The 12,744-nt window shown below is 46.2% G+C and carries 10 protein-coding genes, 4 tRNA genes and 1 other RNA gene; 6 read left to right on the top strand and 9 right to left on the bottom strand.

The genetic code is table 11. The annotated features are described in order from the left end of the window. Positions 1-52: 52 nt before the first annotated feature. The 4 genes from L9Q39_RS04435 to L9Q39_RS04450 form a co-directional block, all read right to left on the bottom strand. A tRNA-Tyr gene (locus L9Q39_RS04435) sits at positions 53-137 on the bottom strand. A 77-nt stretch (positions 138-214) separates the two neighbouring features. Further along, a tRNA-Tyr gene (locus L9Q39_RS04440) sits at positions 215-299 on the bottom strand. Positions 300-376: 77 nt separating this feature from the next. After that, positions 377-461, bottom strand: a tRNA-Tyr gene (locus L9Q39_RS04445). Positions 462-538: 77 nt separating this feature from the next. Continuing rightward, positions 539-623, bottom strand: a tRNA-Tyr gene (locus L9Q39_RS04450). Positions 624-1,046: 423 nt separating this feature from the next. Between L9Q39_RS04450 and L9Q39_RS04455 the strand changes: the two genes are divergently transcribed. Beyond that, the gene (locus L9Q39_RS04455) at positions 1,047-2,141 is read left to right on the top strand and encodes an efflux RND transporter periplasmic adaptor subunit (RefSeq protein ID WP_237483915.1); all 1,095 of its coding nucleotides are present in this window, start codon (positions 1,047-1,049) and stop codon (positions 2,139-2,141) included. Continuing rightward, positions 2,141-5,272, top strand: a complete 3,132-nt coding sequence (vexH, locus tag L9Q39_RS04460) for a vibriobactin export RND transporter permease subunit VexH (RefSeq protein WP_237483916.1) — start codon at positions 2,141-2,143, stop codon at positions 5,270-5,272. The genes L9Q39_RS04455 and vexH overlap by 1 nt, the downstream gene beginning before the upstream one ends. Before the next feature lie 113 nt (positions 5,273-5,385). Here the strand turns inward: vexH and L9Q39_RS04465 are convergent, their stop codons facing one another. The 3 genes from L9Q39_RS04465 to L9Q39_RS04475 all read right to left on the bottom strand — a co-directional run bounded on the left by L9Q39_RS04465 (position 5,386) and on the right by L9Q39_RS04475 (position 8,688). Further along, on the bottom strand, positions 5,386-5,709 hold the full coding sequence (locus L9Q39_RS04465; RefSeq protein WP_237483917.1) for a DUF1244 domain-containing protein: 324 nt from the start codon (positions 5,707-5,709) through the stop codon (positions 5,386-5,388). Between the two features lie 202 nt (positions 5,710-5,911). Beyond that, positions 5,912-7,207: a methyl-accepting chemotaxis protein gene (locus tag L9Q39_RS20755; protein ID WP_237483918.1), complete on the bottom strand. Its 1,296-nt coding sequence runs from the start codon at positions 7,205-7,207 to the stop codon at positions 5,912-5,914. Between the two features lie 410 nt (positions 7,208-7,617). Further along, positions 7,618-8,688 carry a PLP-dependent cysteine synthase family protein gene (locus L9Q39_RS04475; RefSeq protein WP_237483919.1) on the bottom strand — a complete coding sequence of 357 codons (1,071 nt, stop codon included), beginning with the start codon at positions 8,686-8,688 and terminating at the stop codon, positions 7,618-7,620. Positions 8,689-8,811: 123 nt separating this feature from the next. Between L9Q39_RS04475 and L9Q39_RS04480 the strand changes: the two genes are divergently transcribed. Then, on the top strand, positions 8,812-9,270 hold the full coding sequence (locus tag L9Q39_RS04480) for an Lrp/AsnC family transcriptional regulator (protein WP_237483920.1): 459 nt from the start codon (positions 8,812-8,814) through the stop codon (positions 9,268-9,270). A 108-nt stretch (positions 9,271-9,378) separates the two neighbouring features. Here the strand turns inward: L9Q39_RS04480 and tesB are convergent, their stop codons facing one another. Next, complete coding sequence (gene tesB / locus L9Q39_RS04485) at positions 9,379-10,239, bottom strand: acyl-CoA thioesterase II (protein ID WP_237483921.1); 861 nt, start codon at positions 10,237-10,239, stop codon at positions 9,379-9,381. Between the two features lie 230 nt (positions 10,240-10,469). Here tesB and L9Q39_RS04490 point away from each other — a divergent pair, with 230 nt between their 5' ends. Further along, complete coding sequence (locus L9Q39_RS04490) at positions 10,470-10,904, top strand: YbaY family lipoprotein (RefSeq protein WP_237483922.1); 435 nt, start codon at positions 10,470-10,472, stop codon at positions 10,902-10,904. 27 nt (positions 10,905-10,931) lie between these two features. Here L9Q39_RS04490 and L9Q39_RS04495 read toward each other — a convergent pair whose 3' ends face one another. Then, complete coding sequence (locus tag L9Q39_RS04495) at positions 10,932-11,234, bottom strand: MGMT family protein (protein ID WP_237483923.1); 303 nt, start codon at positions 11,232-11,234, stop codon at positions 10,932-10,934. Between the two features lie 50 nt (positions 11,235-11,284). Here L9Q39_RS04495 and L9Q39_RS04500 point away from each other — a divergent pair, with 50 nt between their 5' ends. After that, positions 11,285-12,040, top strand: coding sequence for a VP0952 family biofilm-associated protein (locus tag L9Q39_RS04500; RefSeq protein WP_237483924.1), 756 nt, complete (start codon positions 11,285-11,287; stop codon positions 12,038-12,040). A gap of 162 nt (positions 12,041-12,202) precedes the next feature. Continuing rightward, an RNA gene (gene ffs / locus L9Q39_RS04505) (signal recognition particle sRNA small type) lies at positions 12,203-12,299 on the top strand. Positions 12,300-12,744 lie beyond the last annotated feature (445 nt).

Below are 12,744 nucleotides of genomic sequence, written 5' to 3' on the forward strand. Positions count from 1 at the left end.
AAGTAAAAGTTAAAGCAAAAAAAACCGACTAAAAAGTCGGTTTTTTTGAATATGGTGGAGGGGGACGGATTCGAACCATCGAAGGCAGTGCCGTCAGATTTACAGTCTGATCCCTTTGGCCACTCGGGAACCCCTCCAGGGTTTTTATACTTGTGAAATGTTTTCCCAACACATAACGTCAAGTTAGCAGGTTGATAGTTCAACGAGCAAAATATGGTGGAGGGGGACGGATTCGAACCATCGAAGGCAGTGCCGTCAGATTTACAGTCTGATCCCTTTGGCCACTCGGGAACCCCTCCAGGGTTTTTATACTTGTGCCATGTTTTCCCAACACATAACGTCAAGTTAGCTGGCTGATAGTTCAGCGAGCAAAATATGGTGGAGGGGGACGGATTCGAACCATCGAAGGCAGTGCCGTCAGATTTACAGTCTGATCCCTTTGGCCACTCGGGAACCCCTCCAGGGTTTTTATACTTGTGAAATGTTTTCCCAACACATAACGTCAAGTTAGCTGGCTGATAATTCAACGAGCAAAATATGGTGGAGGGGGACGGATTCGAACCATCGAAGGCAGTGCCGTCAGATTTACAGTCTGATCCCTTTGGCCACTCGGGAACCCCTCCAGAGGATTTTTATACTTAGGCGATGTTTTCCCAACTCATTGCCCAAGTGCGGAGCGCATCATAACAAACTGCGTCATGCTGTAAACCCTTTTTTGTCCATTTAAGATTGAATGGTGCCTTTTTAGGCAAAGAGGCTTAAAAATAGCGCTTTTAGTCACCAATTTGCTTCCAGTATCGAGGGCAAAAGCAATGGCGACAACCTATGAATGCATACGGGTAGGAGCCATATAAAGTTCATTTATCTTATATACTATGAGGTGTTTAGAGCCGTTTAGTAGGACGGTAAGCCTAATTTTTGGCTAGTTACGTGGCGAATTACGATATAGGTCAAATTTCCTTTTTGCTAATTTACACTTCTTGACGTTATAACTCGTACAAACTCGCTAGAATGACAAAAATCTTTATTTGGTTAAGAAATCCAGTATGAAAAAAACAACATTGACGGCTTTACTGAGCCTAGCACTCGTAAGTGTTTCTCCAGTAAGCTTTTCTGCAGGGAAAGCAGGTCCACAATCGGTGTCAGTCGTTACTGATAAAGTCGGTATTCATCAAGTGTCTCAATCACTGTCTCTCATCGGCAAACTGGAGTCTGATCAGTCGGTTATTCTTGCCTCAGAAGTTTCCGGCATCGTTAACGACATTAAAGTGACCGAGAATCAACAAGTGACAAGAGGTCAGTTGTTGGTGCTATTGAATGACGACAAAGCGTTAGCCTCGGTTGCCGAAGCGCAATCTTACCTGAAAGATCAGAAACGTATCTTAGCCGAATTTGAGCGTCTGGTTGACCGCAATGCGATCACAAAAACAGAAATCGACGCACAGCGCTCCAGTGTTGAGATCGCCCAAGCGCGCCTCGACTCTGCGAATGCCTCTTTGTCAGATCTCTATATAACCGCGCCATTTGACGGCACTGTCGGCTTGATTGATTTCAGCCGCGGTAAATTGGTCAATGTTGGCACGGAACTGCTCACGCTTGATGACCTTGAAGTGATGCAGCTCGACTTGCAGGTGCCGGAGCACTACTTACCTATGCTTGAAAAAGGTATGGAAGTGACGGCTCGCACCTCGGCATGGGGTGAAAGACTGTTTACTGGCAAAGTGATGGCGATTGACACTCGTGTGAACCAAGAAACGCTTAACCTGCGTGTTCGAATCCATTTCCCGAATACCGATAACAAACTCAAACCGGGTATGCTGGCTCAAGCTCGAATGGTATTCCCTCCGATTGAGGCGGCGATTATTCCGGTTCAAGCTTTAGAGTATTCAGGCACCAAGCGCTTTGTTTATGTGGTTGACAGCAACAATAAAGCCAACAAAACCGAAGTCTTCTTGGGTGCGCGTGTTGGCAACGAAGTGGTGATAGAAAAAGGTATCAACATCGGTGACCGTATTGTGATTCAGGGTACGGTGAATATGCGTGATGGTATCAGTGTTAAAGAGGTCGAAGGGGAGCCTACCGCGACCATCAATAAACCACTTATTTTATCTTCGGACTCAGGTGCTGAGGAAAGAAGCTAATGTTGCTATCAGATATTTCGGTTAAACGCCCTGTCGCTGCCGTCGTATTGGCTTTGTTGTTGTGTGTCTTTGGTCTTGTTTCGTTCAGTAAACTTGCCGTTCGAGAGATGCCAGATATCGAAAACCCAGTCGTGTCGATTTCAACCCGTTACGAAGGTGCCTCGGCGACCATTATAGAAAGCCAGATCACCTCGGTGATTGAAGATCAGCTGTCGGGTATTAGCGGCATTGATGAGATTGAATCGACCACACGAAACAGTATGTCCCGTATTACGGTGACCTTTGATCTGGGGTACGACCTAAACACCGGTGTCAGCGATATTCGTGACGCGGTAGCCAGAGCCCAGCGCTCGCTCCCTGACGAAGCCGACGATCCCCTTGTTTACAAGAATAACGGTAGCGGTGAAGCGTCACTGTATATCAACCTCAGCTCTTCCGTGATGGACCGTACTCAGCTTACTGACTATGTGAATCGTGTCTTGATAGACCGCTTTAGCTTGCTGAATGGTGTTAGCTCGGTTGATGTCTCTGGTGGTCTTTATCAGGTGATGTACGTCAAGCTTAAACCCGCGTACATGGCAGGGCGGGGTGTCACAACCTCAGATATTACCAGTGCGCTTCGTTCGGAGAATATTGAAAGCCCGGGTGGTGAGGTTCGTAATGACTCAACGGTGATGTCAGTACGAACTGCCAGAGCGTATAAGCAACCGATTGATTTTGAATATCTCGTGGTTAAGCGCGCGAGCGACAATACGCCAATTTATCTCAAAGATGTCGCCGATGTGTTTGTCGGGGCAGAGAACGAAAACTCGACCTTTAAGAGTGATGGCGTGGTTAACGTCAGCATGGGCATTGTTCCGCAATCCGACGCCAACCCGCTTGAAGTCGCCGACTTAGTGCATCGTGAAGTCGAGCGTATGCAGCAGTTTTTGCCTGACGGCAGTCGACTGGCGATTGACTATGATTCGACGGTGTTTATTGATCGTTCGATCTCTGAAGTTTATAACACACTGTTTATCACTGGCGGACTGGTGATCTTGGTGCTGTACATCTTTATCGGACAGGCGAGAGCGACACTGATCCCGGCGGTCACGGTGCCAGTATCGTTGATTTCTTCTTTTATCGCCGCGTACTTTTTTGGCTTCTCAATCAACCTGATCACCTTAATGGCACTGATTCTTTCCATCGGTCTGGTGGTGGATGACGCGATTGTGGTGGTAGAGAACATCTTCCACCATATCGAAAGAGGCGAGTCACCCTTGCTTGCTGCTTATAAAGGCACACGAGAAGTGGGCTTTGCCGTGGTTGCCACCACGCTGGTCTTGGTCATGGTATTCCTACCGATCTCCTTTATGGATGGCATGATTGGGCTGCTGTTTACCGAGTTTTCGGTGCTGCTGGCGATGTCGGTGATATTCTCTTCTTTAATCGCTTTGACCCTAACGCCCGTGCTGGGCAGCACGATCTTAAAAGCCAACGTAAAACCTAACCGTTTTACCGCGGCGATTGATAAAGGGTTTCGCAAGCTAGAACGCGGGTACAAGCGTGCATTAGCCGGGGCGCTAAAACTGCGTTGGATTGCGCCTTTGGTGATTCTGGCTTGTATTGGCGGCAGTTTCCAATTAATGAAGATGGTGCCGGCGCAATTAACGCCACAAGAAGACCGTGGGGTGATCTTTACCTTTGTTCGTGCAGCGGATGCGACCAGTTATAACCGTATGGCAGCGAACATGGAAATTGTTGAGCAGCGTCTGATGCCGCTTCTTGGACAAGGTTTCTTGAAATCGTTTAGCATCCAATCGCCCGCTTTCGGCGGTAATGCGGGTGACCAAACCGGTTTCGTTATCATGATTCTTGAAGACTGGAATGAACGAGATGTCACGGCTCAGCAAGCGCTTAATGAGGTAAGAAAAGCCTTGTCGGGTATTGCTGATGTCCGAGTGCGTCCATTTATGCCGGGCTTTAGAGGCGGGTCGAGTGAACCGGTGCAGTTTGTTATCGGTGGTTCTGATTACGGTGAGCTGCAAAAGTGGGCAGAAAAGCTCGAACTGGCGGCGGAGAACTCGCCGTATATGGATGGCGCAAGCACAGACTACTCGGAAAAAACACCTGAGCTGTTAGTCACTATTGACCGTGAGCGTGCCGCAGAGTTGGGGATCAGCGTCGAAGATATCTCCGACACCTTAGAGATTATGCTCGGAGGTAAAAGCGAAACCACCTATGTTGAGCGTGGTGAAGAGTACGACGTGTATATTCGTGGCGATGAAAACAGCTTTAACAACGCCGCAGACCTGAGCCAGATCTATATGCGTACCCAGTCGGGCGAACTCGTGACATTGGATGCGGTGACCAAGATAGAAGAAGTCGCGTCGGCTCATCGTTTGTCTCACTATCAAAAGCAGAAATCGATCACCATTAAGGCTAACTTGCTCGAAGGCTACACCCTTGGTGAAGCCCTTGATTTCCTCGATCAGCAAGCGATTGAGATATTGCCGGGCGATATTTCGGTCAGCTATGCAGGTGAGTCAAAAGATTTCAAAGAGAACCAGTCAAGTATCTTGATTGTATTCGGTCTGGCGCTGTTGGTGGCGTACCTTGTGTTAGCCGCGCAATTTGAGAGCTTTATCAACCCGCTAGTGGTGATGTTTACGGTTCCGATGGGCGTGTTAGGCGGCTTTGTCGGTTTGATTGTGATGCAACAGGGACTGAACATCTATAGCCAAATAGGTATGATCATGTTGATTGGTATGGTGACCAAAAACGGTATCCTGATTGTTGAGTTTGCCAACCAACTGCGTGATAAAGGCTTAGAGTTTGAACAGGCGATTATTGATGCTGCGGCAAGACGTTTACGCCCCATTCTAATGACTGCGTTTACCACGTTAGCGGGCGCGATACCGCTTATCATGTCAACAGGGGCTGGCTATGAAAGCCGAGTTGCCGTTGGTACGGTTATCTTCTTTGGTATGGCGTTTGCGACGGTGGTGACGCTGTTTGTGATTCCAGCGATGTATCGCCTCATCTCCGTGAAGACGAAAGCTCCAGGTCATGTTGAAGCCAAGCTAGAGCTTGAATTGAGCAAAGATGTCAAAGTGCGCAGTAGTCATGGTGAGATAGAGCCGAACTCGTAGAACGATGGCGATGAGTTAAGTTCTTTGAATGGTTATTGGAAATGCCCAGCGAAAGGTTGGGTATTTTGTAGAAGCTCGCTAATTCAGCGAGCTTTTTGTTATCCAAGCAAGCCTTAACTTTTTTTCTCCTGACGAGCTTCAAAGGCGGCAAGTTGTTCTGGTGTCGCTTTTGGTTGATGGTTGGCTTTCCATTCATCGTAAGTCATCCCATATACGCGTTCTCGCGCATCGTCCAAATCAAGGTCGACACCCATTGAGTCTGCTTCAGCGGCATACCATTTGCTAAAGCAATTACGGCAGAAGCCCGCCAAAATCATGAGGTCGATATTCTGCACCTCTTTATTCGAATCTAAATGTGCAAGTAGTCTGCGAAAAGCTGCCGCATCGAGTTTGTCTTGTTGTTCTTGAGTGAGTTGCTGGTATTTGAATTGCGCCACAATCTCTTCCTTTTTGATTTGTTGTTTATTTGTTATTACTTATTTGTTTTGAGTCTACACGCCTGTGCTCTTGATGCAAATCGAATTCAGATGGGTATAAAAAAAGCCAATCGCAGTCTGCGCATTGGCTTGGTGACTATTTTAAGTGCTTACAGATTGGAAGCGCTTATTTAGCTAAAATGCTAGGTATTTTCAGAACCGACTAAGAATGACTATTCGACAAGTTCATCACCGTATTCGACACATTCTCAGCCCCTTTATGAATTTCATCCATAACCGTCGATACTTCGGTAATTTTGGCATTGCCTTGTTCCGAGATTGACGACATTTCGGTCATCATATTGGTAACATCATTAATAAGCTGCTGATTCTCTTCCACAACTTTGACGATTTCGTCGGTAGAATTTGAAGTGCGTGACGCGAGTTGGCGAACTTCGTCAGCGACAACCGCGAAGCCTCTCCCATATTCACCCGCTCTTGCCGCTTCTATCGCAGCGTTCAGCGCTAACAAATTCGTTTGATCAGCAATTCCCTGGATTGTCGACACAATATTGTGAATATTTTTCGAACTGTCGTTGAGCAAGTGGACTTTTTGAGAGGTACTTTCTGCTTTTTGGGATACGTTTAAAGAAACTTCAACCGATTCCCCGAGTAGCCTTGAGCCTTCCTGAGCGATCTGTGCCGTTTCTACTGATGTAGAGTAGGCAACTTCGGACGCTTCAGCCATGGCGCGGTTGCGTTCAACGCGCTCAGTGATATCAGTGGCCAATTTAACCACTTTGATAACCTTACCGGCTTTATCCATGATTGGGTTATAGGTCGCCTCAATCCAGACACTTGACCCGCTTGAGCTACAACGTTGAAAGAGTCCTGACTTTACTTGACCTTTTTGTAGATCTTGCCAAAAGTGAGGGTTTTCATTGTAGAAGTTGTCAAAGCAGAACATGCGATGTTGATAGCCCACGACTTGGCTTGCGCTATAGCCTAATGCATTTAAAAAGTTTGAGTTGGCGGAAAGTATCGTCCCATCAGGTTCAAACTCAATAATGGCTTGAGACTTATCTAGGGCAGAAAATAGATCGTCGTTGGTTTGTTTTTGGTAGGAAAGCTCTGTGATATCGGAAGCAATCTTTGCAACGCTTGTAACATTACCGTGTGAGTCTTTAATAGGGAAATAGGTAGCTTCGAGGATGAGTGTTTCACCCTGCTTATTTTTTCTATCGAAAGTGCCTTCTTTAGAAGCCCCACTGGCAAGATCTTGCCAAAAACGGTGATAAATCGCAGAGCGAACATAGCTATCATCGCAGAAAATTTTGTGGTGTTTGCCTATCACTTCAGTGAGTGAGTACCCTACAACATCCAAAAAGAGCTCGCTGGCATCTTGGATGATTCCTTCTGGGTTAAATTCGATCCATGCAACATGTTTTTTTAAGGAGTGATAGACATTATCTGAATGGCTAGACTTTGTCTCTGGTTTTTGCTTTTTGGTAAAAAACATAGCGTGACCCAACGTAAATTGTAACAAAATGTATTAATGTGTTTTTCGCTACCTTACACGATCAACGTTAGTTTTTTAACCTAAAAATAAGGTGTTTTATAAAATGTGAGCGGCTTAAATTTTGAATTATCGAGCTATGCGACTAGCTATACACTGTCACTGTTGTGCATGCAATTGATAATAGGGAGATTTTTGTGGTACAAGGAAATGTTCAGCTTTGAACTGGCGAGATCAGCTTTAAAAGCGTCTAGTTAAAAAAAATCATAATGCTTCGTCATAAATCGATAACGAAGCACTATCAATTGAATTGCTGGGCTCAATACACGCACTGAATAGCGAAGATGTGGCACATTCAGTGACTATATACTCAGTCACTATACATTCATTAATTATATTGATATTTAGCTGCGTTACAGTTCCAGTAACCCATGACTCTCAAAGGCTTCAAGTCGATGCAGCCATGATTGAATATCACCGATGTTGTCTTTAATCCAATCGTCGTTGTAATAGGTATCGAGATAGCGTTCACCACCGTCACATAACAGAGTCACCACAGAGCCTCGCTCGCCTTTTTGTTGCATTTCGCAGGCAAGCAGCAGGGCACCATAGAGATTAGTGCCGGTAGAAGCGCCGACTTTACGACCTAAGATTTTTTCCAGCCAATGAATCGTTGCGATACTCGCCGCATCGGGAATGGTCATCATTTTATCGATAACGCTCGGAATAAAGCTAGGCTCTGCTCTAGGTCGTCCAATCCCTTCAATTTTACTGCCGCAATCCCCTTTCACCGCAACATTGCCAGTGAGGTAATATTGGTGGAACACCGAGTTTTCTGGGTCGACGACACAGAGCTGCGTATCGTGCTGCTGATAACGAACAAAGCGTCCTAAGGTCGCCGATGTTCCCCCCGTTCCGGGGCTCATAACCAACCAAGTTGGGATAGGATGCGCTTCAAGCTTCATCTGATTGTAGATAGAGTTAGCGATGTTGTTATTGCCACGCCAATCGGTGGCACGTTCTGCGTAGGTGAACTGGTCCATATAGTGACCATTGAGTTCTTGAGCAAGGCGTTTTGACTCGTCATAGATCTGGTCTGAGCGCTCAACAAGGTGAGCCTGACCGCCATAAAATTCAATCTGTTCGATCTTTTTCCGAGCGGTACATTTCGGCATAACTGCGATAAAAGGCAATCCAAGCAAGCGGGCAAAATAAGCCTCAGAAACCGCGGTACTGCCCGATGAAGATTCAATCACCGTTGTCTCAGGTCCAATCCAACCATTACTCAAGGCATACAGAAAAAGCGAACGCGCTAATCGATGTTTGAGTGAGCCTGTGGGATGAGTACTTTCGTCTTTTAAATAAAGGTCGATGTTAGGCAGTGCCGCCAATTCAAGCTTGATCAGATGGGTATCGGCAGAACGTTGAAAATCTGCCTCGATTTTGCGTATAGCGTTGTTGGTCCACTGGCGATCACGACACATATATTGATTCCCTTATTTTGTTTAGCGATTGGAATAGATAATTTATCGCTCTACTTGGGGAAAAACTTTGCTATTTTTACTTTAATATTGGCAAAATGGAGAAAAAATTTCTCCGAGGATGCGATGGAACTCGATAAAACAGATTTGACCTTGCTCGCGATGCTGCAAAAAGACAGCACCTTATCACTCAACGAGTTGGCAGAGGCGGTGAATCTCACCACCACACCTTGCTGGAAGCGTCTAAAAAAGCTCGAAGATGAGGGCATTATCAGTCAGCGTGTGGCGCTGTTATCACCAGAAAAACTGGGGCTTTGCTTTACCGCTTTTGTCTTGGTCAAAACCAGCAATCACTCTCATGAGTGGTATCAGAACTTTGCCCAAACTGTGTCGGTGTTTCCCGAGGTGATGGAATTTTATCGTATGGCGGGAGAGTACGACTATATGATGAAAGTGCTGGTGAAGGATATGACGAGCTATGACAATTTCTATAAGAAACTGGTGAATAGTGTCGATGAACTCTCCAATGTGACCTCAACCTTTGCGATGGAGCCTTTGAAGTACACGACTGCTCTGCCGATATAAGGTTGGAATGCGACAGGGTAGGCAATCGGATAAGGTGAGACTAAGAGGTCAAGCTCGTGACCTCTTAGTAAGCTGACCTTTTAGTAAGCTGACGTCTTAGCCATTGAGTTATTCCGTCGAGCGCATCACACCTTCTTGAATGGTCGAGGCGACCAGTTGTCCTTGGCGGTTAAATATCTCACCACGAACCAAGCCGCGAGAGTTACCGGCATTGGTGCTTTCGATAGCATACAGCAACCATTCATCGATTTTCACCGGACGGTGGAACCACATCGAGTGGTCGATGGTGGCGACTTGGAACTTAGGCGTCATCAACGAGACCGAATGTGGTTGCAGTGCCGTCGGTAAAAAACGCCAGTCAGAGGCATAACCCAATAAGTATTGGTGAATGAGGGCATTATCAGGAACTTCACCATTAGCTCGTATCCACAAGTGTTGCTTGGGTTCCTCTTTGTGAGGCTTGAGTGGATTAACAAGTGTCACCGGACGCACTTCGATGGCTTCTTCTTTACAGAAGATCTCTCTTAGTTTTGGCGGCAATTGATCGGCGATACGTGCAGCCAACTCTGATTCTGGCAGATAGTTTTCTGGTCCAGGGATATCGGGCATCACACTATGATGCTCAAACCCCGGCGCTTCCCCATGGTAGCTAGCCGTTAGATAGAAAATAGGACGCCCGTTTTGAATCGCTTTGACACGGCGGGTACTAAAGCTTCTTCCATCTCTTAAGTTTTCAACATCATAAATAATCGGCTTTTGCGGATTGCCCGGATAGAGAAAGTAGCTATGGAAGGAGTGAACCGTGCGGTCTTCTTGCACCGTGTATCGGGCCGCGGACAGAGCTTGTCCAATAACTTGACCGCCATAGACTTGAGGCAGACCGAGATCTTCGCTTTGTCCTCGAAACAGTCCTTGTTCAAGCTGCTCAAGTTGCAGCAGATTCAATAGATCGCTTAACGCTTTACTCATAATGATTGGGTTCTCTTATTGCTCTTGCTCGTCAAAGTTTGGTGATTTCCAGCGACAACGTCAAGCGTAATAGGTGAGGCTAATATATACTTCAATGGGTTAGATAGCGATGTTAAGCACAATTTATCTTTTCGATAGACAAGTTTTCACTTTTTGAAAGTCGATTTTTGTTAAGGTGCTTACTTTGTACTAGACCTAGTTATGCTAAGCGATATCAATCAGGAGGCGATGTGAAAAAACGTTTTATTCCGGCTACTTTACTTGCTTTGGCGGCTGTTTTAAGCGGCTGTGAGGCTTCAAAAGAATCACAAGTAACAACAGAACAGGCACAAATGAAATCAGTCACAGGTACGGTTGCGTATCGAGAACGCATAGCGCTCCCACCAAATGCTGTCGTGACGATTAAGTTGCTTGATGTTTCTAAACAAGACGTGGCAGCCGATGTGGTTGCTGAACAGACATTCACGACCGATGGCGCGCAAGTTCCGTTTGATTTTGAATTAAGCTATGACACGACAGACATTCAACCTAAGCACACATACAGCGTCAGTGCTCGTATCGAAGTGGATGGCAAACTAAGATTCATCAGTGATACACGATATGCGGTGATTACCGACAGCAACAATACCCAGCATGCGGCACTGATGTTAAAAGGGGTTCGTTAACCTAACTATTATGGTTGCAACCGTTGATCATGGTTGCCATTGATAGTGGCGCAATTTTATCTTTCCAGAGGGCGTCAACGTGATTCCCTCTGCCGTTAACTTCTCTTTCTGTCGATGCCAGTCGTCGCCTTTCAGTGATATTTCCCCTTTACTATTGATCACCCGAAACCAAGGTAATTTGGAGCCCTCAGGTAAGTTCCCCAATGCTTTACCAACATGGCGCGCATAACCGGGATACCCCGCTAATCGAGCGATTTGACCATAGGTGGCGACCTTTCCAGGTGGAATTTGGTGAATTACAGCAAAGATTTGCATTAAAAACTGATCCATACTGTCACTGTCCTCAGTCGTTTTTTACCATCGGGTATAGGGAGTGGCTTATGGTATTTTCTGTGTTTCAGTTTCTAATAACAAGTCTGTTGGCGGTGTTTTGTGTCAACTCTTTAAGCGTTTCTACCAGTGATGTGCCCGTATTGGCGCTGCTCATTCCTGCGCTTTGGCTGCTGCCACAAGGCGGCATAGCTGGACTTATGCTGCTGGGTTCTATGTTGGTTTACGGTTTAACGCTGCCCAGTCAACCCGTCGCTTTATCGATCGCCGTTTGGACTTTACTTCCGGTTTTGATGGTGGTGTTTTCTCGCCGCAGTAATATTTGGATTGTCACCATTGTGGGCGTGATTGTGTCGACACTCAGCTTGGGTATTTTATTTACACAGGCAAGTGGAGGTATGGGCGGTTCTGCCATCATGAGTCTTGTTCAGGGCGCGGCGGTCTGCACCGCATGGTACGCGGTCAGTCATTGGCGCACTCGCGAAAACCGCAAAGGGGTGAGATATCATAGTTGGTGGGCGTTGCTACTGGTGATCCCAATGTGGATTGCCGGGTGGGCAACGGCGTCTGCAATTTCGCTGTGCTTAATCGGTATTCTTGCCATGGTCGAGAACTTAACTCGTCTAAAAAATCTGCGTTGGAACAAGTTGTTATGCTGGACACTGCCGACGGTGGGTTTTGCCGCATTGGTGGTAAATCCTGCCATTGACGTTCCACAACCTGTGTTTGTCGTCTGGCTCTGCTTGCTAGGAACGGCATGGATGACGGATTATATCTTACAGGTTGAAGCTCAAACGCAAGATTGATTTTAATCGACGTCTCGCCGAACTTGTTCACTCTATAAGCAATTAAACGTGAGCGCGGACAAAAAGCCGTATATAAGGTTGCAATCAGTGCAGCGATGCTTGATAATCCTCACACGCTAAAGCAAGGCAGAAAACTTGCTGAACGCACCAAATCTATGGAGGCTCTGGTCCTCCCGCAACAATAGTTCGTGAACTCGGTCAGGTCCGGAAGGAAGCAGCCGCAGCGGATGACTTGTGTGCCGGGATGTGGCTGGGGCTTCCACCCATTAAAAAAGCCGCTTTAATTAGCGGCTTTTTGCTATCTGAATAATATCGCCAGTGGTTGGTCTATTGATGTCTTAGAAGTTCGACCAAAAGGATTGACCAGTCATATTTTAAGTCGACCTTGATGACTAAACGTTTCAGTTAATCGGCTGTTTTAATTAACCTTCTTGTCTATTTTATTACGCCGTCAATACAGGGTGTTGAGTTAAGTAAATCCTCACAATGCTAACCCTGATTAAATGTTTAATAGCTAAGTGTTAATTTTATTACTCTGGCGATTATTGAATAGCCACTCAAACCTCTGGTTGCAATTGGACATGATAACCATCTAGGTCTTGCTTTGGGAGAGGGAGGTTCATGCATTTGTGCCCCTAAATAGGCTTCCACTAGGAAACACGACACTCTGTAGACTTGCTTGAACACGAGCTATATCAATGAAG

Source organism: Vibrio hippocampi (assembly GCF_921292975.1).
Lineage (GTDB): Bacteria > Pseudomonadota > Gammaproteobacteria > Enterobacterales > Vibrionaceae > Vibrio > Vibrio hippocampi.